Annotated in this window: 19 protein-coding genes; 15 read left to right on the top strand and 4 right to left on the bottom strand. The window is 67.9% G+C overall.

The features are described from left to right. Window positions 1–11: 11 nt before the first annotated feature. Window positions 12–731: a GntR family transcriptional regulator gene (locus ABFK29_RS15705; RefSeq protein WP_005864367.1), complete on the bottom strand. Its 720-nt coding sequence runs from the start codon at window positions 729–731 to the stop codon at window positions 12–14. 229 nt (window positions 732–960) lie between these two features. Here ABFK29_RS15705 and ABFK29_RS15700 point away from each other — a divergent pair, with 229 nt between their 5' ends. The 6 genes from ABFK29_RS15700 (at window position 961) to ABFK29_RS15675 (ending at window position 7,584) form a co-directional block, all read left to right on the top strand. Continuing rightward, on the top strand, window positions 961–1,947 hold the full coding sequence (locus tag ABFK29_RS15700; RefSeq protein WP_005864365.1) for an ABC transporter ATP-binding protein: 987 nt from the start codon (window positions 961–963) through the stop codon (window positions 1,945–1,947). Window positions 1,948–1,966: 19 nt separating this feature from the next. Next, complete coding sequence (locus ABFK29_RS15695) at window positions 1,967–3,223, top strand: ABC transporter substrate-binding protein (protein WP_005864363.1); 1,257 nt, start codon at window positions 1,967–1,969, stop codon at window positions 3,221–3,223. A 208-nt stretch (window positions 3,224–3,431) separates the two neighbouring features. Next, the gene (locus tag ABFK29_RS15690; RefSeq protein WP_040605266.1) at window positions 3,432–4,280 is read left to right on the top strand and encodes an ABC transporter permease; all 849 of its coding nucleotides are present in this window, start codon (window positions 3,432–3,434) and stop codon (window positions 4,278–4,280) included. 90 nt (window positions 4,281–4,370) lie between these two features. Continuing rightward, window positions 4,371–5,210 carry an ABC transporter permease gene (locus tag ABFK29_RS15685; protein ID WP_005864236.1) on the top strand — a complete coding sequence of 280 codons (840 nt, stop codon included), beginning with the start codon at window positions 4,371–4,373 and terminating at the stop codon, window positions 5,208–5,210. Continuing rightward, entirely contained in the window at window positions 5,207–5,836 is a 630-nt protein-coding gene (locus ABFK29_RS15680) for an aspartate/glutamate racemase family protein (protein ID WP_005864234.1), read from the top strand. The genes ABFK29_RS15685 and ABFK29_RS15680 overlap by 4 nt, the downstream gene beginning before the upstream one ends. Before the next feature lie 80 nt (window positions 5,837–5,916). Continuing rightward, window positions 5,917–7,584 carry a thiamine pyrophosphate-dependent enzyme gene (locus tag ABFK29_RS15675; protein WP_005864232.1) on the top strand — a complete coding sequence of 556 codons (1,668 nt, stop codon included), beginning with the start codon at window positions 5,917–5,919 and terminating at the stop codon, window positions 7,582–7,584. A gap of 461 nt (window positions 7,585–8,045) precedes the next feature. On the opposite strand, the gene ABFK29_RS15670 is transcribed toward ABFK29_RS15675, so the two are convergent. The 3 genes from ABFK29_RS15670 to ABFK29_RS15660 form a co-directional block, all read right to left on the bottom strand. Continuing rightward, on the bottom strand, window positions 8,046–8,873 hold the full coding sequence (locus ABFK29_RS15670; RefSeq protein ID WP_005864230.1) for a sugar phosphate isomerase/epimerase family protein: 828 nt from the start codon (window positions 8,871–8,873) through the stop codon (window positions 8,046–8,048). After that, complete coding sequence (locus ABFK29_RS15665) at window positions 8,870–9,853, bottom strand: fatty acid desaturase (RefSeq protein ID WP_005864228.1); 984 nt, start codon at window positions 9,851–9,853, stop codon at window positions 8,870–8,872. Before ABFK29_RS15665 ends, ABFK29_RS15670 begins: the two co-directional genes overlap by 4 nt. Before the next feature lie 212 nt (window positions 9,854–10,065). Then, complete coding sequence (locus ABFK29_RS15660; protein WP_005864226.1) at window positions 10,066–10,881, bottom strand: IclR family transcriptional regulator; 816 nt, start codon at window positions 10,879–10,881, stop codon at window positions 10,066–10,068. A gap of 316 nt (window positions 10,882–11,197) precedes the next feature. Here ABFK29_RS15660 and bhcA point away from each other — a divergent pair, with 316 nt between their 5' ends. The 9 genes from bhcA to ABFK29_RS15615 all read left to right on the top strand — a co-directional run bounded on the left by bhcA (window position 11,198) and on the right by ABFK29_RS15615 (window position 26,268). Beyond that, on the top strand, window positions 11,198–12,391 hold the full coding sequence (gene bhcA / locus ABFK29_RS15655) for an L-aspartate--glyoxylate aminotransferase BhcA (protein ID WP_040605265.1): 1,194 nt from the start codon (window positions 11,198–11,200) through the stop codon (window positions 12,389–12,391). A 15-nt stretch (window positions 12,392–12,406) separates the two neighbouring features. After that, on the top strand, window positions 12,407–13,381 hold the full coding sequence (gene bhcB / locus ABFK29_RS15650; RefSeq protein ID WP_005864223.1) for a beta-hydroxyaspartate dehydratase BhcB: 975 nt from the start codon (window positions 12,407–12,409) through the stop codon (window positions 13,379–13,381). A 154-nt stretch (window positions 13,382–13,535) separates the two neighbouring features. Then, window positions 13,536–14,699 (top strand): 3-hydroxy-D-aspartate aldolase BhcC, encoded by a 1,164-nt coding sequence (gene bhcC / locus ABFK29_RS15645; RefSeq protein ID WP_005864222.1) that lies wholly within the window; start codon window positions 13,536–13,538, stop codon window positions 14,697–14,699. Window positions 14,700–15,164: 465 nt separating this feature from the next. Further along, the gene (gene bhcD, locus ABFK29_RS15640) at window positions 15,165–16,160 is read left to right on the top strand and encodes an iminosuccinate reductase BhcD (RefSeq protein ID WP_005864221.1); all 996 of its coding nucleotides are present in this window, start codon (window positions 15,165–15,167) and stop codon (window positions 16,158–16,160) included. A 211-nt stretch (window positions 16,161–16,371) separates the two neighbouring features. Next, window positions 16,372–17,886, top strand: a complete 1,515-nt coding sequence (locus ABFK29_RS15635) for an acyl--CoA ligase (RefSeq protein ID WP_005864219.1) — start codon at window positions 16,372–16,374, stop codon at window positions 17,884–17,886. Between the two features lie 84 nt (window positions 17,887–17,970). Then, on the top strand, window positions 17,971–18,945 hold the full coding sequence (locus ABFK29_RS15630) for a 2-dehydropantoate 2-reductase (RefSeq protein ID WP_005864218.1): 975 nt from the start codon (window positions 17,971–17,973) through the stop codon (window positions 18,943–18,945). 75 nt (window positions 18,946–19,020) lie between these two features. Beyond that, entirely contained in the window at window positions 19,021–19,995 is a 975-nt protein-coding gene (locus ABFK29_RS15625) for a 2-hydroxyacid dehydrogenase (RefSeq protein WP_005864217.1), read from the top strand. Window positions 19,996–20,445: 450 nt separating this feature from the next. Continuing rightward, window positions 20,446–23,868 (top strand): DUF2126 domain-containing protein, encoded by a 3,423-nt coding sequence (locus ABFK29_RS15620; RefSeq protein WP_005863832.1) that lies wholly within the window; start codon window positions 20,446–20,448, stop codon window positions 23,866–23,868. 24 nt (window positions 23,869–23,892) lie between these two features. Then, window positions 23,893–26,268, top strand: coding sequence for a circularly permuted type 2 ATP-grasp protein (locus ABFK29_RS15615; RefSeq protein ID WP_040605206.1), 2,376 nt, complete (start codon window positions 23,893–23,895; stop codon window positions 26,266–26,268).

Genomic DNA, 26,268 nt, shown 5'->3' with positions numbered 1-26,268 from the left:
TGTCCTGATCTTCACGGCGCCAAGGCCTCTTTCAGGGACCGCGACGACGCCTGACGGTCGCGCAGGTCGAGTTGCGAATGCAGGTCGACGAGATGGCTTTTCATCAGTTCCTCGGCCCGCGGACCGTCCCCTTCTGCGAGCGCGTCGAGAAGCGCGTGATGCGCGTGTTTTTCGCACAGGGCGCTTTGACGGCGCCAGTACAGCGCGATGATCAGCGACGAGCGGGCGACGAGCGCGGTGATGACATCCGCGATGGTGGTGTGTTCGGCAATGCGGGCGATCTCGATGTGGAACTGTCCCGACAGGTGCAGCGCCTTGCCGTGGTCGCCATCGGCCAGCGCCGCGTGCTCTTCGTGGATATGGTTTTCCAGCGTCGCGCGGTTTTCGTCCGTGATGCGCTGCGCCGCGCGCCGGGCCATGAAGGGTTCCAGAAGAGCGCGGGCCTCGAACACTTCATGCGCCTCACGCGTGGACGGCTGCGCGACGAAGGCCCCCCGGTTGCGCCTGATTTCGACCAGCTGGTGATGGGCGAGCGATTGCAGGGCGGCACGGATGATCGTGCGCGAGACGCCATAGATATCCGCCAGTTCGTCTTCGCCAAGCTTGGTGCCCGGCTCGAGCCGGCGTTGGTGGATGGCCAGTGTCAGCGCACCGGCGATGCGGTCCGACTGGTGCAGGCGCGGCTGCGCGGCAGAAGCGCCCGATGGTGTTTTCTCGAATTCAGCGTTCATTGCGACTCGGTTGTGGCAGGTCGCGGGAGCGTGCTCAAGATTCGCCGGCGTTGTACGTAGGTCAATCAGCTATTGTATACAACTTTGTGCCCAATATCCGATCCGCGCCCCGTTCCTTCAGCCTCATTTCGCGGCAGAAAAAGAAAATGGCCATCCCGAACCGGGTGAATGCTTCCCCGATCAGGGGTCTCACCGCACTGATGACCTCAACAACGGACGAGGGACGGACATGGGCGCGACCGGCAAGGACCTGGAACTGGTGAACGTCACCAAGCGCTACGGCGAGACCGTGGCGGTGGATGCCATCAACCACCATTTCGCGCCCGGTACATATGCCTGCCTGCTGGGGCCGTCGGGCTGCGGCAAGAGTTCGACCCTGCGGATGATCGCGGGGCACGAAACCGTGTCGGACGGCTCCATCGTGCTGGGCGGAACGGATGTGTCGCATCTGCCGCCGGCCAAGCGCGGCACCGCCATGATGTTCCAGAGCTACGCGCTGTTCCCGCACCTGTCGGTGGCCGAAAACGTTGCGTTCAGCCTGAAGATGAAGGGCGTGGACAGGCCGGATCGTCTGAAGCGCGCGGGCGAGATGCTGGAGCTTGTCGACCTCTCGCGGCTGGCGGATCGCTTTCCCGACCAGCTTTCAGGCGGGCAGCAGCAGCGCGTGGCGCTGGCCCGGGCGCTTATCACCCGCCCGCAGGTCCTGCTTCTGGACGAGCCCCTTTCGGCGCTGGACCCGTTCCTGCGCATCCGCATGCGCTCGGAGTTGAAGAAGTTGCAGCGCGAACTGGGGATCTCGTTCATCCACGTCACACACGGGCAGGACGAGGCGCTGGCGCTGGCCGACGAGATCGTCGTGATGAACAACGCCGTCATCGAGCAGGCCGGATCGGCGCGCGATGTCTTCAACGCGCCGCGCACCGCCTTCGTCGCGCGCTTCCTTGGTGGGCACAACGTCATCGCGCTGCCCGAGGGCAAGGTTGCGGTGCGTTCGGACGCAGTGCGCATGACCGACGAGGGCGCCGGACGGATGCCCGCGCAGATCACCGCGGTCGAGTACCAGGGCACGCATGTGAACGTCACCGCCGCCGTGGCGGGGGAGCAGGAGGTGACCGCGCTTCTGCCTGACGCATTGTATTTCGCGCAACCGAGACACCCGGGAGAGCCCGTCGGCCTGACCTGGGAAAACGACCAGCAGCACCCGCTGCAGGCCTGACAACAGGGAGACCAGGACAATGACCATTTCCAGACGACAGCTTCTGAAGACCGGCACGGCGGCTGCCGCCGCCAGCACGCTCGGCGCACCGATGATCTGGGCGCAGAACATCAAGGACGTGACGCTGCGCCAGTTCGGCACCGGCGTGTCGAACCTCAACGAGGTGGCGCAGAAGGTGAAGGAAGACCTTGGCTTCACGCTGGAGATGACGGCGCTCGATTCCGACAGCGTGACGCAGCGCGCGGCCACCCAGCCCGACAGCTTCGACATCGCCGACATCGAGTACTGGATCTGCAAGAAGGTCTGGCCTACCGGCAACCTGCAGGCGATGGACGTGTCGAAGATCGCCAACTACGACAAGATCGTCGGCATCTTCAAGGACGGCAAGCTGACGCCCGAGAGCGAGATCGCGCAGGGCACCGCGCCGCACACCGTGGGCTTCACCACCGGGCCGGACGGCACCGATTTCGCCGACGAGCAGACCAACTGGATGACGCTGATCCCGACGATCTACAACGCCGACACGCTTGGCATTCGCCCCGACCTGATCGGTCGCCCGATCGAGAGCTGGGCCGAACTGCTGAACCCCGAGTTCAAGGGCAAGGCTTCGATCCTCGACATTTCGTCGATCGGCATCATGGACATGGCGATGGTCTGCGAGGCCATGGGCGAGATCCAGTACGGCGACAAGGGCAACATGACCCGCGAGGAGATCGACAAGACCATGGCGATCTTCACCGAGGCGAAACAGAACGGCCAGTTCCGCGCCTTCTGGAAGTCCTTCGACGAAAGCGTGAACCTGATGGCCTCGGGCGAGGTGGTGATCCAGTCCATGTGGTCGCCGGCGATCACGGCGGTGAAATCGAAGGGCATCCCCTGCGTCTACCAGCCGCTGAAGGAGGGCTACCGGTCCTGGGGCGGCGGCATCGGCTTGTCGAAGTCGCTGTCGGGGCTCGAACTGGATGCGGCCTACGAATACATCAACTGGTATCTCTCCGGCTGGGTCGGCGGCTTCCTGATGCGCCAGGGCTATTACTCGGCGGTTCCGGAGACCTCCAAGGACTACATGTCGGAGAACGAGTGGGGGTACTGGTTCGAAGGCGAGGAGGCGGCCGAGCCGATCACCAACCCCTTCGGCGACGTCATGGCACAGGCCGGCGAGACACGCGACGGCGGATCGTTCTACGACCGCATGGGCGCTGTCGCCTGCTGGAACGCCGTCATGGACGAGAACCAGTACATGGTTCGCAAGTGGAACGAGTTCATCGCATCGTAAGAGGTTTCGCCGCCCCTGCGGGCGGCGACCGGCGGGGGCGCCTGCCTTTGGCAGGCGCCCCCGGACCAGTGCATCGTCCGGTCACGGATCATGCGCGGATGATGCGGAGGGGGCGCTGCCCCCGCCCCTGCGGGGCCCCCCGAGGGTATTTTTCGCCAAGATGAAGACCCGGGACCACTGGGGCCGGGAAGACAGGGGAAGAACCGGAATGCCGAAGTCGCTCAAGAGCCTGCTGATGGTGTCGCCGCTGGCAGCGGTGATGCTGGTGTTCCTCGTGCTGCCGATCGTGATGATCGCGATCGTCAGTTTCTGGCGGGCGACGGAGTTTTCGATCATTCCGGCGTTTTCCTTCGAGAACTACGAGTTCCTTTTCGGTTCGCCCGTGACCTACAAGGTATTTCTGAACACGTTCAAATATGCGCTGATCACCTGGGCCTTCACGCTGGCGATCGGGTTCACCGTGGCCTATTTCCTGGCCTTCCACGTGCGCAGCCAGAACATGCAGATCGTGCTGTTTCTGCTGTGCACCATCCCGTTCTGGACCTCGAACATCATCCGCATGATCTCGTGGATCCCCTTTCTGGGGCGCAACGGGATCGCCAATTCGGCGCTTCTGTCGATGGGGGTGATCGACCAGCCGGTGGAGTGGCTGCTGTTTTCCGACTTCGCGGTGATCCTTGCCTTCGTGCACCTTTACACGCTGTTCATGGTGGTGCCGATCTTCAACACGATGATGCGCATCGACCGGTCGCTGATCGAGGCGGCCCGAGATGCGGGCGCCTCGGGGCCGCAGATCCTGTGGAACGTGATCGTGCCGCTGACCAAGCCCGGCATCATGATCGGCACGATTTTTGTGGTGACGCTGGTGATGGGCGATTTCATCACCGTGCGGATCATGTCCGGGTCGCAGTCGGCCAACGTGGGGCGGCTGATTTCCAACGATATCGCGCTGTTGCAATACCCGAGTGCCGCCGCGACCGCCGTGATCCTGTTGATCACCGTGCTGATGGTGATCGGCATCCTGTTGCGCTTCGTCGACATCCGGAAGGAGCTTTGAGCGATGTGCATACTGAACCGGACACGGCGGACCGCCGCTGCGGCACATCACAACCCGGGCCGTCCGGCCCAGTCCCGGAGGATTTGACCCATGGAACCGCGTCCGCGCTCTTTCTACCTGCTTGCCGCCTTCTTCGGGCTGTTCCTGCTGTTCCTTTACGGGCCCACGATCACCATCGCCATCCTGTCCTTCCAGGGGCCGCAGGGCGGGCTGACCTTTCCGATGAACGGTACGTCGGTCTACTGGTTCAAGGACCTGTTCGAGCAACAGGCGGTGGGCGATATATGGGGCAGTTTCCGGCGGTCCTTTGCGTTGGGGTTCATGGTCATGGTGACGACCGTGGTGGTCTCTGTCATGGGCGGGCTGGCCTTCCGGTCGCGGTTCCCGGGCTCGGGGCTGCTGTTCTACCTGATCATCACGTCGCTGGTGATCCCGTCGATCCTGATCTCGCTCGGCGTCGGGCTGATGTTCTCGCAGTCGGGGATGAAGGTGCACTGGGCGACCTCCGGCTACGGGTCGCAACTGACCTGGACGCTGCCCTTCGGACTGCTCATCATGTTCGCCGTCTTCAACAGGTTCGACAAATCCTACGAGGAGGCGGCGCGCGACCTCGGGGCGACTCCCTGGCAGACCATCCGTCACGTGGTGCTGCCGATCATCGGGCCATCGCTGATCGGGGTGGCGCTGTTCGGTTTCACGCTGAGCTATGACGAGTTTGCCCGGACCCTGCTCACGGCGGGCAGCTACAACACGCTGCCGCTGGAGATCTACGGCATGACGACGAACGTCACGACGCCGGTGCTCTATGCGCTGGGGACGCTGACGACCGTGTTCTCCTTCCTGATGATCGGGGTCTTCCTGTTGCTCGTGACGCTGACCGCGCGGCGCAAGGCGAAGGCCGGGTCGGATGCGGGCAAGGGGATGGTATGATCGTCCTCATCAATCCCAACTCCACAGTCCTCATGACCGAGGCGATGACCGCCGTGGCGCAGGATGTCGCCGGGCGGATGACGGTGGAGGGCTGGACCTCGCACGGCGGGCCGCCCTCGATCCAGGGGCGCGAGGATGGCGATCTTGCCGTGCCGCCGATGCTGGAGCTGGTGGAGAAAGCCTGCCGCGACGGGGCAGAGGCGATCCTGATCGGCTGCTTCGACGACACCGGCATCGCGGAGGCGCAGAAACTGGCGCGTTGCCCGGTGATCGGGATCGGGCAGGCGGCCTACCATCTTGCCGCGGCGGTGGGGGGGCGGTTCTCCGTCGTGACGACGCTGGACGTCTCGGTCCCGGTGCTGGAGGAGAACGTGGCCAACTACGGGCTTGCGCCGTCGCTGGTTCGCATCCGGGCGAGCGGCGTGCCGGTGCTTGAGGTCGAGAAGGCCGAGCCCCGGATCATCGACGAGATCCTCGCCGCAGAGGCCGAGGACGGTGTGGGCGCCGTGGCCTTGGGGTGCGGCGGAATGGTCGGGCTGATGGCGCGCGCGCAGAAGGAGACCCGACTGATCCTTGTCGACGGCGTTCGTGCCGCGACCGGCATGGCCCGTGCGCTGATCGCCTGACAGCATTTAAGTCCTTGGGATTGCACTCCGGTTCCCGTCGGGCGAAGGTGGCGCCGTAACAGATCGGGAAGGGCGGTTTCATGCGGCATGGTGGCAGGCTTCTGGTGGAGTGCCTGGTGGCACTGGGCGCGCGCAAGGCCTTCGGTGTGCCGGGCGAAAGCTATCTTGCGGTGCTCGACGCGCTGCACGACACCGAAGGGGCGCTGGACTACGTGCTGTGCCGCAACGAGGGCGGTGCGGGCTTCATGGCGGCGGCCTGGGGCAAGCTGACCGGCACCCCGGGCATCTGCATGGTGACACGTGGACCGGGGGTCACCAACGCCTCTATCGGCGTGCACACCGCCCGTCAGGACAGCGCGCCGATGCTGCTGTTCGTGGGGCAGGTGGCGACCGACATGAAGGGGCGCGAGGCCTTCCAGGAGATCGACTATCGCGCCGTCTATGGCACCATGGCGAAATGGGCGGTGGAGATCGACCGGGTGGAACGTATCCCCGAAATCGTGTCGCGCGCGTGGACCGTGGCGACGACCGGACGCCCCGGTCCGGTGGTCATCGCGCTGCCGGAGGACATGCTGTCCTCGGTCACCGAAACGCCCGCGATTTCCGCCCCCGCCGAGATCCTGCCGCCCGTACCGTCCGGCTCGGCCGTGGCGAAGACGCGCGAGATCCTGAAGGGCGCGAAACGGCCGCTGATCTTCTTCGGAGGCGCCAACTGGACAGAGGCCGGTAAGACCGCGCTGCGCCGCTTTGCCGAGGAAAACGATATCCCCGCCGTGGCTGTCTTCCGCTATCTCGACATGTTCGACAACCACTCTCCGGCGTTCTGCGGGCATGCCGGTGTGGGCATGTGGCCCTCCACCCGGAAGCTGATCGAGGAGGCCGATGTCATCCTCGCTATCAACTTGAGATTCGGAGAAAATTCGACGCTGGGCTATACGCTTCTGAAGGTGCCGGAGCCGGACCAGACAGTGCTCCACGTGCATGGCAGCGACGGCGAGTTGGGCAAGGTCTACCGCCCCGCGCTGGGCGTCCACGCCGACCCGTCCGCCTTTGCGGAGGCGTTGCTGGCGGAGGGTCCTCTCGGGCCGCGCGACGGCGCATGGCGGGCCGAGGCGCGGGCGGCCTACGAGGCGGGGTTCGACCTGCCGGAGCAGCCCTCTCCGGTGGACATGGGCAAGGTCATGACGCATCTCGCGAAGGTCCTGCCGGACGACGCGATCCTGACCAACGGGGCGGGGAACTTTGCGGTCTGGCCGGGGTACTTCTTTCGCTACGGCGGGGCGCAACGCCTGCTTGCACCGCAGTCCGGGGCCATGGGTTACGGGCTTCCGGCGGCCATCGCGGCGAAGGTCGCGCACCCCGAACGCACCGTCGTCTGCTTTGCCGGGGACGGCGATTTCCAGATGACCTGCCAGGAACTGGCCACCGCCGCACAGGCCGGGGCGCAGCCGGTGGTGCTGATCCTGAACAACGGCATCTACGGCACGATCCGCGCCCACCAGGAGCGGCACTACCCCGCGCGGGTCTCGGGCACGACGATGGTCTCGCCCGACTTCGCGGCATTGGCCCGGTCCTACGGCTACCACGGAGAGCGGGTCTCCCGGACGGAGGATTTCGCCGCGGCCTTCGACAGGGCGCTGGCCTCGGGGACGGGGGCGGTGCTCGACCTAGACATTTCCGAAGAGGCGCTGACCCCGCGCGTGACCCTCTCGCAGATGCGTGCCGCAGCGCAGAAAGCGGGGCAGTAGCGGGGGCTTGGCTGCCGTCTTCGGTCGCCCGCAAAGGTGACCAAAGGTGCGGAGCGTTCAGCTTTCCTTTATCGTTTTTCTACAAAGTCTTACGGTGCGCACCTCGCGTTCTGCCTGAGGCGCTGTGGGCGGTCCCGGCCCGCAGCGATGCGACTGCGGCAAGCTGGGTTGAGATTTCCTTCGACGGGATTTTCTGAACGAAACGTTCGGGTTGCGGCCGATACTTAACGCGGCGCGCGCCACAAGGTCTGGCAGGGGCGCAACGGCCCCGCCACAACGGGTTAACGCCGTCTGCCGCCGATTAACCGGATGTTATGGTGTGAACCGGCCGGTTCGGCCTGCGTCTCCGGCCGGTTGGTAACCTTTGTGCAGAGGCACGGCATTCACATTCTGTTAGCGATTAACCTTTGCGTCCGCCGCACACCCACCGCCGCGCACCCCCCGCCGCGCACCTCCGTCGCTCAGTCCTCCGCCCAGAGTTCTTCCGCCAGCGCCTTCAACCGCAAGGCCTCGTCCCAGCGGTTCGACATCTCGCGCCCCGTGGCGTCGGTCATCGCGTATTCCGGCGGACCAAGCTCGCACAGGAAGGTCAGCGGCGTGCCGGGTTGCGTTTTCTTGTAATGGGCGAACCCTTCGCGCCAGATCCCGGTGAACAGCTTCAGCCATTTGGCGTTCTGCGGAAAGTCCAGTTGAAGCTGGATCTGCTGCCGGCTGGCGACCCGGCCCTGAAAGCTGTCGCAGCGCTGCAGGATGCGGGTCAGCAGCCCGCGTTCGAAAGCGCCCAGCGGCAGCTTCCATTCCCGATCCACCAGGTAATGCGACAGGTCGCCGGACAGCCGCATCTCGGGCACGGCGTCGATCAGTTCGAGCGTGGTGAAAAGGTCGTTGGTGATGCAGTTGCGGTGGGTCTCGAACTGGATGGGGACGCCTTCCTGTTCGGACATCTCGATCCAGGCGCGCACCACCGGGATCGCGCCCGCGGTGCTCAGCGGAAAGACCTGCCCGATGAGGTTCACGAAGGGCGAGCCGAAGTCCTTCGCCATCTTCAGCGTGTCGCGCAGGGCGGAAACCGACCGGGGGAAGGCCACGATCAGCGGCACCAGCCCGTGGTGGCGGATGTGCGGCAGCACGTCGTAGGCGGTCTGCACGTCGGCGGCGCCCAGGTCGATGGCCAGCCCGTGAAAGCCCGCATCCTTCACCATGCCGCAGATCGCGTCGTAGGGCAGGGTTTCGCCGCTCTGGTCGTGCGGCGACATCGCCCAGAGCGATTGGAAGACCTGCAGCGTCACGCCGCTTCGATCCGCGCGCTGGTGCCGTTGCCCCGGGGCACGATCCAGACCTCGTCATAGGGGTAGTCCGCTTCCGATTTGGCGGACAGCTTGCGGATCACCTCCACCTGGAACTCGAACCAGCCCATGGCGTGCGGCGCGGCGCCGTTCTTCTTCATCTCGCCGTCGAGATCCTTCAACTGCCAGAAGGGCACGGCGGGAAAGCTGTGATGCGCGGTGTGATAGGGCATCTGCCAGCAGAGCCACCGCATGAGCGCGTTGGTCCGGGTGGACCGGGTGTTCTCCAGGATGTTGTCCTCGTGGCTGAGGCCCAGGTGCTCGATGGTGTTCTGCAACTGGTGGACCGGCTTCATCACGACCATCGGGGCAAGCCACAGCAGCACGGCGGCCCAGCTCTGCGTGACGACCGACAGCACGGCCACGGCGGCGTAAAGCGCCGCGTGGATGCGCGCCTCGCGGATCACCAGGGCGTGCTGCTCGGGGCGGATATAGGGCTCCAGCACGATGCCGCGCGAAAACCGGACGATCCGGGTGACGCGGCTGTGCCAGTAGGTGACGCCCCAGAACCACAACAGGTAGGTCTTCAGCGTGTAGGGCTCGCGCGTCAGCTCGCCGTCCTTTTCCCAGTTCTGGGTGTGCTGGTGATGCGCCCAGTGCTGGATCTTGTCGAAATCGCGCGGGTAGATCATCAGGAAGCCGATCAGCCGCCCGAAGATCTCGTTCAGCCGCCGGGTCCTGAAGACCGTGTCGTGCGACAGCTCGTGCTGCCCGGCATAAAGGAAGTTCAGGAGGACCCCGTGCGCCATGAACAGCGGGATCGACCAGAGGCTCGCCCAGGTGGTCCAGAGCAGCGCGCCGGTCAGGGCGATGGCGGCGAAATGGCTGCCAAGCTGCAGCGCGCCGCGCAGGTCGGAACGTTGCATGAGGGCGCGCAGGCGGTGCGGGGCGATCAGGTCGCGGCGGGAAAACGTGGCTTGCATGACGCGGACACTAGGACACTCCGCGCGGCTTGGGCAAGCGCCCCGCCGCGGTCTCCTTCACCGCCCGCCCGGAACTGCACAGCAGGCAGGCAGACGCACGACGCGCCCCGGCGCCACCGCCGCCCGCCCCTTCATCTTGGCACAAATACCTCCGGGGGTCCGGGGGGCGGCGCCCCCCGGCGGATCGGCGCGCGTCAGCGCGCCGAAACCGCTCAGGCCCAGCGCCCGCCCGAGAGTTCGGTGATTTCGCGTGCCGCCTCGCGCACCGCCCGGCCCAGGCCCGGCACCCGGTCCGGCGAAAACCGCGCCGTCGGGCCGGAGACGGAGATGCCCGCGCAGGGGTCGCCCTGTTCGTCGCGGATCGCGGCGCCGATGCAGGACATGCCGGGATGGCGCTCCTCCAGGTCGAGCGACCAGCCCCGCCGCGCGGTCTCCGACAGGTCGGCGCGCAACGCGGCTTCAGACGCCAGCGTGCCGGGGGTGTAGGCGTCGAAGACGATCCGCCCCATGACCCGCGCCAGCCGGTCGGGGCGCAGCGCGGCGAGGATCGCCTTGCCGGTGCCGGAGGCATGCATCGATGTGCGCGTGCCCGGCGGAAAGAAGGCGCGGATCGGGTTCGGCGTCTCGACCTGCCCGATAAAGACCACCTCCGCCCCGTCCGGCACGGCAAGGTTGGCGGTTTCGCCGGTGTCCGCCATCAGGCGCCGCATGACCGGGCGACCGACCTCGGCCACCGACGTCCGGGCAAGAAAGCTCAGCCCGGTGCGGTAGGCCTCGATGCCCACACGCCATTCCTGCCGCTCCTCGTCGAAGGCGACATAGCGCTGGGCCTGCAGCGTCGACAGGATGCGGTGGGTGGTGGCGGTGGGGATGTCGGTTTCGCGCGCGAGGTCCGACAGCGTGGCCGACTGCCGCCGCGCCACCGCAGACAGCAGCATCAGCGCCCGGTCGAGCGATTGCAGCCCGCCGGCGGAGCTTTCCTTGAAGGCGGACTTCGGGCGGCCCCTCGGGCGTTTTTCGGGCGACATGTGCGGGTCCTTTCGAGGGTTCGGGTCGGGAGGCCGCGCGGCGGTCGTACGGCCTGTGGTGCAGGCATGCGCTGCGGGTGGGCGGGACCGGTCCCGGCGGATCGCCGGACCCGGGCACGGGACTTTTTACGGTGTCTCTTCGGGGGCTCCGCGCAGGAGAAAAATCTCTGCACTGCGGCGTCGCCGGAAAATGAGAAATGGATTCCTGAGCGATGACAGGGGTTTGCCCTTATTTTCCGCTCAGTGAAAATGTTTTTCAAGAAAATTGCAAGCGTGGAGCGGATCGCGGATGCTGAGTCCGACCGGAGGAGATCGCATGAGCAACCAGAACCCCGTATTCATTCCCGGCCCGACCAACATGCCGGACCGTCTGCGCTTGAAGATGCTGGCGCAGACCATGGACCATCGTGCCCCCGATTTCGCCGGGGTCTTCCGCCCGATGCTGGAGGACACGAAAAAGGTCTTCGGCACCGCCGAGGGCGAGGTCATCGCCTTCCCGGGCTCCGGCACCGGCGGGTGGGAGGCCGCCGTGGCCAACACGCTGTCGCCCGGCGACAAGGTGCTGGTGGCGCGCTACGGGCTGTTCAGCCACAAGTGGATCGACCTCTGCCAGCGCTTCGGGCTGGACATGCAGGTGATCGACGTGCCCTGGGGCGAGGGCGCGCCCGCCGCGCGCTTCGAGGAAATCCTGAGCGCCGACACGGGCCACGAGATCAAGGTGGTGCTGGTGACCCATAACGAGACCGCGACGGGCGTCCTGTCGGACGTGGGCGCGGTGCGCCGGGCGATGGACGCCGCGCGCCACCCGGCGATGATGTTCGTCGACTGCGTGTCGTCGCTGGCCTCCGTCCCGTTCCATTTCGACGCCTGGGGCGTGGACGTCGCGGTGAGCGGCTCTCAGAAGGGCTTCATGCTGCCGGCGGGCATGGCGATCACCTGCGTCTCGAAGAAGGCGATGGCGGCCACGGAGCACGCCCGCCTGCCGCGCTGCTACTTCGATTTCCGCGACATGCTGGCCAGCAACGCGAAGGGCGGCTTTCCCTACACGCCGCCGCTGCAACTGATCTACGGCATGCGCGAGGCGCTGGACATGCTGTTCGAGGAAGGGCTGGAGGCTGTCTATGCCCGCCATGTCCGGCTGGCCGAAGGGGTGCGGCGTGCCGTGTCGGCCTGGGGGATGGAACTGGTCGCGGCTTCGCCAGACCTCTACTCGCCGACGGTGAGCGCGGTGCGCGTGCCCGAGGGTTTCGACAGCAATGCCCTGACCGAGCACGCCTACATCGCTTACGGCGTCTCTTTCGGGGTCGGGCTGGGGCAGCTCGACGGCAAGGCGTTCCGCATCGGGCACCTGGGCATGCTGACCGACGTGATGGTGCTGTCGGGTCTGGCGACGGTGGAGATGGCGATGGCCGACCTGGGCTACCCGGTGCGGCTGGGCAGCGGTGTCGCGGCGGCGCAGGAGCATTACCGGTCGAGCCGGGGCGCGGGCGCCCTGCGCGACGCGGCCTGAGAGGGGGACGGTGCCATGCTGGACGCGATGACGGACGCCTCGGCCCTGACGATCGGCGACGTGCGCGATGCACACGACAGGATCAGACCGCATGTGCGCCGCACGCCGGTGCTGCGGTCGGATTACCTGGACGCGCTGACCGGCGCGGCGTTGCACTTCAAATGCGAGAACCTGCAGGAGGCCGGGGCCTTCAAGGTGCGGGGCGCGACCAACGCGGTCTTCGGGCTGGACGACGCGCTGGCCGAAAAGGGCGTCTGCACGCATTCCTCGGGCAACCACGCGCTGTCGCTGGCCTGGGCGGCGGGGCGGCGGGGCATCCCCTGCAACGTGGTCATGCCGCGCACGGCGCCGGAGGCCAAGAAGGACGCGGTGCGGCGCTACGGCGGCACGATCACCGAATGCGACCCCTCGACCTCGTCGCGGGAGGCGGTCTTTGCCGAGGTGCAGGCGGCCACGGGCGGTGCGTTCGTCCACCCCTACAACGACCCGCGGGTGATCTGCGGTCAGGCGACCTGTGCGCTGGAGATGTTGGAGCAGGTTGAGGGGCTGGAGGCCGTGGTGGCGCCCATCGGCGGCGGCGGCATGATCTCGGGCACCTGCCTGACGCTGTCGAACCTGGCGCCGGAGATTGCGGTCTTCGCTGCCGAGCCGCTGAATGCCGACGATGCGGCGCGGTCGCTGCAGGCGGGACGGATCATCGCGGACGACGCGCCGGAGACGGTGGCGGACGGGCTGAAGGTGCCGCTCAAGGAAAACACATGGCATTTCGTGTCGCGCTTCGTGACCGACATTCCGACCGCGACGGAAGAGGAAATCGTGGACGCGATGAAGCTGGCGTGGAAGCATCTGCGGGTGGTGATGGAGCCGTCCTCGGCGGTGGCGCTGGCGGTGGTGCTGAAGCACCGCGCACGGTTCGCGGGCAAGCGTGTGGGCGTGATCGTGACCGGCGGCAACGTCGACCTCGACCGCCTGCCGTGGATGGCGGGATGAGCGGGACGCGGGGGCGGGGGTGGCCTGAAAGCTCACCCTACGGACCGCTCCGCCCGTCGGCGGCTGTCGGTGCGCGGTCCGGGCCGGCCATGCGGATGGATCGCGAAAGAGCCGCGCGCGGCGGCGGATGGCGCAACATAGGGGAACAGGTGCGATGAAGGACATGAAGACGTTCGACGACTACGAAGTGGGGTACGACATCCCGGCGCTTCCGGGAATGGACGAGGCGCAGGTGCAGACGCCGTGCCTTGTGCTCGACCTCGACGCGCTGGAGCGCAACGTGCGGAAGATGGGCGACTACGCGGCGGCGCACGGGATGCGGCACCGTGTGCATGGCAAAATGCACAAGTCGGTGGACGTGGCGCTCTTGCAGATCGAGATGGGCGGCGCCTGCGGGGTCTGTTGCCAGAAGGTCAGCGAGGCGGAGGTCTTTGCCCGCGGCGGCATCCGGGACGTGATGGTGTCGAACCAGGTGCGCGACCCGCTGAAGATCGACCGCATGGCGCAGATCCCGAAACTGGGTGCGCGGGTGCTGTGCTGCGTCGACGACCTTGCGAACGTCGAGGACCTCTCGGCGGCGGCGCGGCGGCACGGGACGGAGATCGAATGCCTGGTGGAGATCGACTGCGGCGCCGGGCGCTGCGGCGTGACGACCACGCCCGAGGTTGTGGAGATCGCGCAGGCGATTGCCGGGTCGAAGGGGCTGACGTTCGCGGGGCTGCAGGCCTACCAGGGCGCGATGCAGCATCTCGACGCCTATGACGACCGGAAGGCGAAGATCGACGTGGCGGTGGCCATGGTGAAGGACGCGGTGGCGGGCCTCGCCGCCGTGGGGCTGGAGTGCGACATCGTCGGCGGCGGCGGCACCGGGTCCTATTACTTCGAGACGACCTCGGGCGTGTACAACGAGCTGCAGTGCGGGTCGTATGCCTTCATGGATGCGGACTACGGGCGCATCCTCGACGCCGAGGGCCGGCGGATCGACGCGGGCGAGTGGGAGAACGCGCTGTTCATCCTGACCTCCGTCATGAGCCATGCGAAGGCGGACAAGGCCATCGTCGACGCCGGTCTGAAGGCGCAATCGGTGGACAGCGGTCTGCCGGTGGTCTTCGGGCGCGACGACGTGACGTATGTGAAGTGTTCGGACGAGCATGGCGTGGTGATGGACCCGGGCGGCGCGCTGAAGGTGAACGACCGGCTGCGGCTGGTGCCCGGGCACTGCGATCCGACCTGCAACGTGCACGACTGGTACGTCGGCCTGCGCAAGGGCAAGGTCGAGACCCTCTGGCCGGTGTCGGCGCGCGGCAAGGCGTTCTGAGCCTTTGCCTGCGGTTTCGGGGCGCTTTGCGCGCCCCGATCCGCCGGGGGGCGCCGCCCCCCGGACCCCCGGGAGGTATTTTTGCCAAGATGAAGGGGAGGATGTCGTCCTGCGGGGACGGGGTGAAACCCTTCGTCGGGGGCGGTCGCGGTGAGGGCGTGCCCTTGAAGCTTGCTCTTGAGAGCGTGCCTGTGAGGGCGTTGGTCGCGGGCGTGCGGGCGTGCGGGCGTGCGGGCGGCGCCGGGTTCGTGGGCGCTTTCCTGCGGTCTCGTGCGCTACGGCGCACCCGGGCCGGGCTTTGGGCGGGACCCATGTGCCGGGATTGGGGGGGGGCGCGGTTGCCGGTGCCGGAGGCATGCGGTTTGCGGGTGAGCCGCGGCGGGTGGGTCGGGGACCGCGGATGCGGTTCGGTGTGGGAAACGAAGCGCCGGGGGAGTCCGGCAGGGGATACAGGAGTGTGATGCCATGAAGGATACGCCGCAGCAGGGCGACGGGGTGCTTATCGTCGGAGAGGAGGCCTGCAGGGCGCTTGTGGGCCGGGCGGAGGCGTTCGCGGCGGTCGAGGCGGTGTTTGCCGCCATGGCCTCGGGCGAGGCGCGGAACTTTCCTGTGGTGCGGGAGGCCATCGGCCATGCCGACGCGCTCTACGGTTTCAAGTCGGGCTTCGACCGGGCGGGCATGGCGCTGGGCGTCAAGGCCGGGGGGTACTGGCCGGGCAACGCGGGCCGGGGGCTGACCAACCACCAGTCGACGGTCTGCCTGTTCGATCCCGACACCGGGCGGCTGTCCGCGCTGGTCGGCGGCAACTACCTGACGGCGGTGCGCACGGCGGCCTCTTCGGCGGTGTCCATCGCGCATCTGGCGCGGCGGGACGCGAAGGTGCTGGGCATGGTGGGCGCCGGGCACCAGTCGGCCTTTCAGCTGCGCGCGGCGGCGGAACAGCGCGCCTTCGAGAAGGTCGTGGCCTGGAACCCGCATCCCGAGATGCTGCCGCAACTGGCGGAGGTGGCCGCAAGCCTCGGGCTGCCGTTCGAGGCGGTGACGCCGGAGGAACTGGGGGCGCAGGCGGATGTCGTCATCACCATCACCTCGGCCTTCGAGCCGCTGCTGATGCGGGACTGGATCCGGCCCGGCACGCATGTCGCCTGCATGGGCACCGATACGAAGGGCAAGATGGAGGTGGATGCGGCGCTTCTGGCGGCGGCGACGGTCTTTACCGACGAGGTGGCGCAGTCGGTCAGCCTTGGCGAGGCGCAGCATGCGGTGGCCGGGGGGCTGTTGTCGGAGGGGGACATCACGCCGATCGGCGCGGTCATCAACGGCACGCATCCGGGGCGGACCTCGGACGACGAGATCACGCTGTTCGACGGGACGGGCGTGGGCCTGCAGGATCTTGCGGTGGCCTCCGTCGCGGCGCGGCTGGCGGAGGCGCAGGGCGTGGCGGCGCGGGTCGTGCTGTGAGCCGGGGGCGGGGGTTCTTGGGGCGCGGCGCGTCGGTCTGGCCGGATGAGGCGGCGTGCCCCGGATGTGCCCGGGCCCGCAACCGACCGGCGCCTGTCTGCGCGGCGGATGCGCGTGGCCGATCATTCGGGCCTGTTCATGCCGGGGCGATCCGCTAGAACGGTGGTCGAGGGCCGGAACGGGCCGGAGACAGACGGAAGGGGAGGATGGCATGACGACCATCGACGCGCTGTTGGCGATACATCCGGGCGAGGCGCCCGCGATCGGCGGGCCGGGCCGGGACTGGCTGGATTACGACGGCCTCAGGGCACTGACCGGGCGGGTGCGCGCGGATCTGCGCGCCGCCGGTGTCGGGCCGTCCGACCGGGTGGCCATCGTGCTGCCGAACGGGGCGGCCATGGCCACGACCTTTGTCACCGTGGCGCAGGCGGCCTGTACCGCGCCGCTGAACCCGGCCTACCGCGAGGACGAGTTCGCCTTCTATCTCGATGACCTGAAGGCGAAGGCGATCATCCTCGAGGCGGGCTATGACGGCCCGGCGCTGGCGGCGGCGCGGCGCTTTGGCCTGACGGTGCTGCGGCTGGCGGAGGACGCTTCGGTCGCCGGGGTCTTCTCGCTGACGGCGGAGGGGGCGGTGACGCCCGTGGAGGGCGATCTGCCCGGCGCGGAGGACGTGGCGCTGATCCTGCACACGTCGGGCACCACCTCGCGCCCGAAGATCGTGCCGCTCCTGCAGTCGAACGTGGCGGCCTCGGCGCAGCATATCGCGGCGTCCCTGTCGCTGGAGCCGGGCGACCGCTGCCTGAACGTGATGCCGCTGTTCCACATCCACGGGCTGGTGGCGGCGGTGTCTGCCTCGCTTGCGGCGGGGGCGTCGATCTTCTGCACCGGCGGTTTCAACGCGCTGAACTTCTTCGCGATGATGCAGGAGGCGCGGCCGACGTGGTACACGGCGGTGCCGACCATGCACCAGGCGATCCTGTCGCGCGCCGGGCGCAACGCGGATGTCATCGCGGAGGTGCCGCTGCGCTTCCTGCGGTCGTCCTCGGCCTCGCTTCCGGCGCAGGTCATGGCGGCGCTGGGAGAGACCTTCGGCGCGCCGGTGGTGGAGGCCTACGGCATGACGGAGGCGGCGCACCAGATGTGCTGCAACCCGCTGTCGCGGCAGAAACCGGGCGCTGTCGGCGTGGCGGCGGGTCCTCGGGTGGCCATCGCCGACGAGGCGGAGGACCGGCTGACCGAAGGCACGGGCGAGGTCGTGATCTCCGGCCCGAACGTGACCCCGGGCTACGAAGGCAACCCGGAGGCCAATGCGAAGGCGTTCTTCGAGGCGGACGGCAAGCGCTGGTTCCGCACCGGCGACCAGGGGGCGTTCGACGCCGACGGCTACCTGTTCCTGACCGGACGCCTGAAGGAGATCATCAACCGTGGCGGCGAGAAGGTGTCGCCGCTGGAGGTCGACGGCGTGCTGATGGATCATCCGGCCGTGGCGCAATGCGTGGCCTTCGCCTGCCCGCACCCCAAGCTGGGCGAGGAGGTGGCGGCGGCGGTGGTCCTGCGCGAGGGCATGTCGGCGGACGAGGCGGAGATCCGCGCCTTTGCCAGGGAACGGATGGCGGCCTTCAAGGTGCCGGCGCGGGTGGTGATCCTCGACGAGATCCCCAAGGGCGCGACGGGCAAGATGCAGCGCATCGGCATGGCGGAGAAGCTGGGGCTGGTGTCCTGAGCGATGCGCCCGCGGCGGTCGTTGCGGGTGAGTATTTGGAAAGCAGAGAAACAGGGGTGTCGGGCAGGGGCCTGACGGGGTGCGATGCGGATATGTATCTTTGGCGCGGGCGCCATCGGCGGCTACATGGGGGCGAAACTGGCGCAGGCCGGGGCGGAGGTGTCGCTGGTGGCGCGCGGCCCGCATCTGTCCGCGATGCAGGCGGATGGGCTGCGGCTGATCGAGGAGGGGGCGGAGACGGCGGTGCCGGTGCGTGCCGCCTCGGATCCGGCGGAGCTGGGCGAACAGGATTACGTCATCGTCACGCTGAAGGCGCATTCGGTGCCGGGCGTGGTGGACGCGATGGCGCCGCTGATCGGCAAGGAGACCTGCGTGGTATCGGGCGTGAACGGCGTGCCTTGGTGGTATTTCCACAAGCACGGCGGGGAACTGGAAGGCACGCGGCTGGAAACGGTCGATCCCGGTGGTCGGCAGTGGGACGGCTTTGGCCCCGACCGGGTGCTGGGCTGCGTGGTCTACCCGGCGGCGGAGGTGATCCGGCCGGGCGTGGTGCGGCACGTGGAGGGCAACCGGTTCTCGCTGGGGGAACCGGACGGCAGCAAATCGGAGCGGGCGGTTGCCTTGTCGAAGACGCTGAGCGCGGCGGGGCTGAAGGCGCCGGTGCGGCCGCGGCTCAGGGACGAGATCTGGGTGAAGCTCTGGGGCAACCTGTCGTTCAACCCGATCTCGGCCTTGACCCACGCGACGCTCGACGTGCTTTGTACCGATCCGGGCACGCGCGCGGTGGCGAAGGCGATGATGCTGGAAGCGCAGGAGATCGCCGAGCGGCTGGGGGTGAAGTTCCCCATCGATGTGGAGCGGCGGATCGACGGCGGCGCCGCGGTGGGCGCGCACCGGACCTCCATGCTGCAGGACCTCGATGCCGGGCGGCCGATGGAGATCGACGCGCTGGTGGCCTCGGTCCAGGAGCTGGGGCGGCTGACGGGGGTGGCGACGCCCGCCATCGACACGGTGCTGGCGCTGGTGGCGCTGCGCGGACGGGTGGCGGGCCTGTACTGAGGCCGCGCCGAAAGGCAGGGTTCACGCGCCGCGCCGGTGCGGGTCTTCTGTAGCCGAGGCAAGAGGGAGGATGCGATGTCGCGACCGAAGGTTCTGTTAAGCCGCCGCTGGCCGGAGGCGGTGGAGACCGCACTGGCGGCGCGTTACGACGTGACGTTCAACACGGACGACAGGCCGCTCGACACGGCCGCCTTCCGCGAAGCGATGATGACCCATGACGCGATCCTGCCCACGGTGACCGACGCCTTGGGCCCTGCGGTCTTTGACGGGATCGAGGCGCCGCGCTGCAGGGTGCTGGCGAATTACGGCGTGGGCTTCTCCCATATCGACACGGAGGCGGCGGGGCGGCTCGGGATCGTGGTGACGAACACGCCTGACGTCCTGAGCGACTGCACGGCAGACATTGCCATGACGCTTCTGCTGATGGCTGCGCGCCGGGCGGGCGAGGGCGAACGCGAGGTCCGGGCCGGCCATTGGTCTGGCTGGCGGCCCACCCACCTTCTGGGCACGAAGGTGACCGGCAAGACGCTGGGCATCGTGGGATTCGGGCGGATTGGGCAGGAGATGGCGCGCCGGGCGCACCACGGCTTTGGCATGCGGATCCTGGTCCAGAACCGCTCCGCCGTGGCGCCCGGGACGCTGGCCGCCTGCGGGGCGCGGCAGGTCGACAGCCTCGAAGCACTGATGCCCGAATGCGACTTTGTCTCGCTCCACTGCCCGGGTGGCGCCGCGAACCGGCACCTGTTGAACGCCGCGCGGCTCGCCCTGGCGAAACCCCGGGCCATCCTCATCAACACCGCGCGCGGCGAGGTGGTCGACGAGGCGGCCCTTGTCGGCGCCATCCACGCCGGACAACTCGGCGGCGCCGGGCTCGACGTGTTCGACGGCGAACCGGAGGTCAGTCCTGAACTCCTCGACTGCCCGGACATCGTCGTCCTGCCCCACCTCGGCAGTGCCACGCGGGAAACGCGGGAAGCCATGGGCTTTCGCGCCCTGGAAAACCTTGCCGCAGCCCTGGACGGCCACACCCCGCCCGACCGGGTCGCCTGACACCGGCCTTCGCGCCGTCATGGGACTGTCTGCCGGGCCGCCGGTCTTGCCGCACGGCAGAAACAGGTATTTGGACCAAGATGAAGGGCAAGCGCGGCGCAAGTCCTTCATCTTGGTCCAAATACCTCGGGGGAGTCGCGCCGCAGGCGCGGCGGGGGCGGCGCCCCCTCTTGCGCGCAGCGCAGACACGGCCACCAAGAAGCGGAGCATTGTCGGAAGAGGTGGACGTCGCCATTTTTGGCACGCGGGCGCAGCCCGCGCGGGTCGGCTCGCGTCAGCGAGACGAAATTCCGGTATCGGCGCCTGTTGCAATGCGGCAGGGTCTGCGCGTTTCGATGGCAGGGTGTCGCGGGAATGCCCGGAATTGCGGCGCGGGAAAGCCGGCTTGCTTTACATCCGGGCGACTGAGGGGTCATCTGTCGGGCAGGACATCATCCTGGAAGGCACCTCATGGCGATCACTGCAAGCATCCGGCACCTGACCCACTACAAGTACGACCGGCCGGTGACGTTGTCGCCGCAGATCGTGCGTCTGAGGCCGGCGCCGCACAGCCGGACCCGTGTGATCTCGCACACTTTGAAGGTCGGGCCGGAGGGGCATTTCGTCAATCACCAGCAGGACATCTACGGCAACTGGATGGCCCGCTTCGTCTTTCCGGAGCCGGTGACAGAGTTCTCAATCGAGGTGGATCTCGTCGCCGACATGACGGTCTACAACCCCTTCGACTTCTTCCTGGAGGAGGGCGCGCGGGAGTGGCCGTTCGACTACCCGGCAGAGATCGCCGGGGATCTTGCGCAGTACCGCAAGGCGGAAGAACTGACGCCGAAGGTCAGGGCTTGGGTCGACAGCGTCCCGCGCGAGAAGACCGGGACTGTGGATTTCCTCGTGGCGCTGAACGCGCGCCTCGAGCAGGAGATCGATTACCTGATCCGCATGGAGCCGGGCGTCCAGACGCCGGAGGAGACGCTGGAGAAGGGATCGGGCTCGTGTCGCGACACATCGTGGCTGCTGATCAACATCCTGCGGCAACTGGGCTTTGCCACGCGGTTCGTCTCGGGCTACCTGATCCAGCTGAAGCCGGACCTGGAGGCGCTCGACGGCCCCTCGGGCACGGATCACGACTTTACCGACCTGCATGCCTGGTGCGAGGTCTACCTGCCCGGCGCGGGCTGGATCGGGCTTGACCCGACGAGCGGCCTGATGACCGGCGAGAGCCACATCCCGCTGGCCGCGACGCCGCATTATTCCAACGCGGCCCCCATCGTCGGCGGCTTCACCGGCGATCCGGACACGCAGACCACCTTCAACTTCGAGATGGAGGTGCATCGCATCGCGGAGCATCCGCGCATCACCAAGCCGTTCAGCGAGGAAAGCTGGCAGGCGCTCGACAAGCTCGGGCGCGAGGTGGACGCGGTGATGGCAGAGCAGGACATGCGCCTGACCATGGGCGGCGAGCCGACCTTCGTCAGCATCGACGATTTTGAGAGCGCGGAGTGGAACACCGCCGCCGTGGGCCCGACAAAACGTATGCGCGCCGATCTGCTGATCCGCCGCCTGCGGCAGCGTTTCGCGCCGGGCGGCTTCCTGCACTATGGACAAGGCAAGTGGTATCCGGGCGAGACCCTGCCGCGCTGGACCTTCAGCCTGTTCTGGCGCCGCGACGGGCAGCCGATCTGGAAGAACCCCGACCTTGTCGCGCCCGAGACGCAGACCGGTGCCACCAACGCCGATTCCGGGCGGTTCATGGAGACCTTCGCGGAGACGCTTGGGATCGAGCCCGAGTTCGTCCGTCCCGCCTACGAGGACCCCGCCGAGTGGGTGCTGAAGGAGGCAGGGCTGCCGATCAACGTCACGCCGGAGGATCCGAAGCTGAAGGACCCCGAGGCGCGCGCCCGCATCGCGCGGGTCTTCAACCGGGGCCTGACGGAGCCTGCCGGTCACGTGCTGCCGATCCAGCGCTGGCAGGGGAAGGCGTCGAAGTCGAGTTGGGTCAGCGAGCACTGGAAGACGCGGCGCGGGCATCTCTACCTGATCCCCGGCGACAGCCCCGTGGGGTTCCGCCTGCCGCTGGGCACGCTGCCCCACATCCCGGCCTCGGACTATCCCTACACCTACAGCGCCGATCCGAGCGTGCCGGTCGCCGCGCTGCCCAACTTCCACGCGGAGCTGGAGCGTCGCCGCAAGGCGATCCTGGAAGAGCTGGAGCGTATCGCCGCCGAGGAGGCGGAGGTGCTGCCCGACGTCACGCAGGAGCGCAGCCAGCCGGTATCGGGAATCAAGCCCGAGGAGGGCGGGCGGCAGGCGCGGCAGAACCCGATGAGCATGGACGGCGTCGACCCGTCGCTGGGATACGTCCGCACCGCCATCGCCATCGAGCCGCGCGACGGGCGTTTGTGCCTGTTCATGCCGCCGGTGGGCACGCTGGAGGATTACCTCGAACTGCTGGCCGCCGCCGAGACGACCGCCGCCGAGCTGGGGATGCCGATCCACATCGAGGGCTACGCCCCGCCGTCCGACAGCCGGTTGAACGTGATCCGGGTGGCGCCCGATCCGGGCGTGATCGAGGTGAACATCCACCCCGCGCAGACCTGGCAGGACTGCGTCGACATCACCACAGGCGTCTACGAGGAGGCGCGGCAGTCGCGGCTGGGCGCCGACAAGTTCATGATCGACGGCAAGCACGTGGGCACCGGCGGCGGCAACCACGTGGTTGTCGGCGGCGCCACGACCGAGGATTCCCCCTTCCTGCGGCGTCCGGACCTGCTGCGGTCGCTGATCCTCTATTGGCAGCGGCACCCGGCGCTGTCCTATCTGTTCTCGGGGCTGTTCATCGGTCCGACCAGCCAGGCGCCGCGGATCGACGAGGCGCGGCACGATACGCTCTATGAGCTTGAGATCGCGCTGGCGCAGATCCCCGATCCGGGGGAGGATTACCCGCAGCCGCAACCGTGGCTGGTCGACCGGCTGTTGCGCAACATACTGATCGACGTGACCGGCAACACCCACCGGGCGGAGCTGTGCATCGACAAGATGTTCTCGCCCGATGGCCCGACGGGGCGGCTGGGTCTGTTGGAATTCCGCGGCTTCGAGATGCCGCCCGACCCGCGCATGAGTCTGGCGCAGCAGGTGCTGATCCGGGCGATCCTCGCGCGGTTGTGGAAGAGCCCGATCAAGGGAAAGCCGGTGCGCTGGGGCACGCAGCTTCACGACCGGTTCATGCTGCCGCATTTCGTCTGGGCCGATTTCCTCGACGTGCTGGGCGACCTGCGCGACAACGGCTTCGACCTGCGACCGGAGTGGTTCGAGGCGCAGAAGGAGTTCCGTTTCCCCTATGCGGGCGACGTGACCTACGAGGGCGTGAACCTGGAGGTCCGGCAAGCGCTGGAGCCCTGGCACGTGCTGGGCGAGCGCGGCGCCATCGGCGGGACGGTGCGCTATACCGACAGTTCGGTGGAGCGGATGCAGGTGCAGCTCACGACCCTGAACCCTGACCGCTACACGGTGACCTGCAACCGCCGCGCGGTGCCTCTGACCGCGACGGGGACGAGCGGCGTGAAGGTCGGTGGCGTGCGCTTCAAGGCGTGGCAGCCGGCGGAGGCGCTGCACCCGGTGCTGCCGGTGGACGCGCCGCTGGTCTTCGACGTCTTCGACACCTGGTCGGGGCGGTCCATCGGTGGCTGCACCTATCACGTGGCGCATCCGGGCGGGCGCAACTACGACACCTTCCCGGTCAACACCAACGAGGCCGATGCCCGCCGGCTGGCACGGTTCGAGAAGTTTGGCCACACGGCCGGCACCTTCTGGCCGGCAAGCGAGGTCCCGCACCCGGAATTCCCGATGACGCTGGACCTGCGCCGCTCGCCGGGCGTGTGACCTATGGCGGAAGGGAGGGCCGCCATGTCACGCCCCGAGGCGATTGAAGGTTATCGGCCGCTCGAAGGAGTGGCCGACGAGCTTCTGCGCGCCAATGGCACGGTGCGCCCGGTCTGGAAGCCGATGATCGAGTTCCTCGCGAAGACCTCGCCCGAGGATCTCGCGGCGGATTTCGCGCGGGGCGACCAGTATCTGAAGGACGCGGGCGTCTACTACCGGCAGTACACCGACAGCGACTCGACGATGCGCGACTGGCCGCTGTCGCACATCCCCGTGATGATCGCGGAGTCCGAATGGGCCGATCTGGCCGAGGGGCTGATCCAGCGCGCCGACCTGCTGGAGGCGCTGATGGCCGACCTCTACGGTCCGGGCGATCTGGTGAAGAAGGGGCTGCTGCCGCCACAACTGGTGGCCGACAACCCCGAATGGCTGCGCCCGATGGTGGGGGTGCAGCCCCGATCGGGCCACTACCTGCACATGATCGCCTTCGAGATCGGCCGGTCGCCGGATGGCAGCTGGCTGGTGCTGGGCGACCGGACGCAGGCGCCCTCCGGGTCGGGCTTCGCGCTTGAAAACCGTATGGCGACGGCGCGGACCTTCACCGACTTCTTCCCGGAGGCCAACGTGCACCGGCTGGCGGGGTTCTTCCGCTCGTTCCGCGACAGCCTGATCGGGCTCAGGGGGCCGGGTGGCGGACAGGTGGCGATCCTGACGCCGGGCCAGCACACCGACACGTATTTCGAACACGCCTATATCGCGCGTTACCTGGGCCTGCTGTTGCTGGAATGCGCCGACCTGACGGTGACGCCGGACGGGCTGATGGTCCGTACGATCAACGGGTTGGAACCGGTGTCGGTGCTGTGGCGCAGACTGGACGCGCGCTTTGCCGATCCGCTGGAACTGGACGAACACTCGGCCATCGGCACGCCGGGGATGGTCTCGGCGCTGCGGGCGGGCTCGGTGTCGATGCTGAACGCGCTGGGGTCGGGTGTGCTGGAGGCCCGTGCGCTGATGGCTTTCCTGCCGCGTATCTGCCAGCAACTGACCGGCGCGCCGCTGAAGCTGTCCAATATCGCGACATGGTGGTGCGGCCAGCCGCGCGAACTGGCGCATGTGCGCGACCACCTGGAACGGATGATGATCGCCCCCGCGATGTCCACCGGTCTGCCGTTCGAGATGGACGGATCGACGGCGCTGGGGGGGCGGTTCCGGTCCTCGGCCCAGATGGCGGTCCGCGACTGGGTGGAGGCGAATGGCGCCGATCTGGTGGGGCAGGAGGCGGTGACGCTCTCGACCACGCCCGCGATGATCGACGGCAAGCTGCTGCCCCGGCCGATGGTGATCCGCGCCTTCGCGGTGCGCACCCCTCAAGGCTGGGAGGTGATGCCCGGCGGCTACGCCCGGATCGGCCGGACAGAGGACCCGACGGCGCTGGCGATGCAGTCCGGAGGATCGGTCGCGGACGTCTGGGTGGTGGCCGACCAGCCGGTCAAACCCGACAGCCTGACCCATACCGCCGGCAAGCCCTTCGTGCGCTACCGCTCGGCCCGGCTTCCGGCGCGTGCGGCGGACAACCTGTTCTGGCTGGGCCGCTACGTGGAACGGGCAGAGTTCGCCATGCGCACGCTGCGCGCCGTGCGCCTCAGGCGCGACGACACCGGGCTGGACCACAGCCCGCTCTTCGACATCTTCGACGACATGCTGGGCGGCCTTGGCACGGATGACGACCAGGTGATCCCGCAGGGCCTGCTGAACCTCTTCGAAAGCGCGCTGACCTGCGCCGGCAAGGTGCGCGACCGTTTTTCGGACGACGGCTGGTATGCCCTGAACGAGGTCACGGCGCTGGCCCGCACCCTCTCGGGCGAGGGGGGCGAGGACGTGGACATGGCCCGCCCCATGAGCCAGCTCCTGCGCAAGCACGCGGGCTTTGCCGGCCTCGTGAACGACAACATGTTCCGTGCGTCGGGCTGGCGGTTCATGACCATGGGGCGCTGCATCGAACGCGGCATCCAGACGGGGCGTCTTCTGGCGGCCTTCGCTGACGACGCGGCGCCGCCCGGCGGGCTCGACGCCGCGATCGAGATCGGCGACAGCGTGATGACCCACCGCCGCCGCTATGCCGTCGTCACCCAACGCGATACGGTGGTGGACTTGCTGGCGCTCGACCCGGACAACCCGCGCTCCATCGCCTTTCAGGTCGAGATCCTGAGGGCCGAGCAGGCGCGCCTGCCGCAACCCTACGAAGGCACGCAGATGGGCGACACGGCGCGCGCGCTGCTGCGGCTGGAAACCGACCTGGCCGTCGCCACGCCGGACACGCTGACGGGCGCCTGCCTGCTCGAAGTGGCGGACCGGCTGATGGCGGTGTCCGACGCGCTTGGCGCGCGCTACATGAACTGA

Source organism: Sagittula stellata E-37 (genome assembly GCF_039724765.1).
Lineage (GTDB): Bacteria > Pseudomonadota > Alphaproteobacteria > Rhodobacterales > Rhodobacteraceae > Sagittula > Sagittula stellata.
The sequence above is the reverse complement of the archived record's forward strand: the minus strand, read 5'-3'. Positions and strand labels throughout refer to the sequence as shown.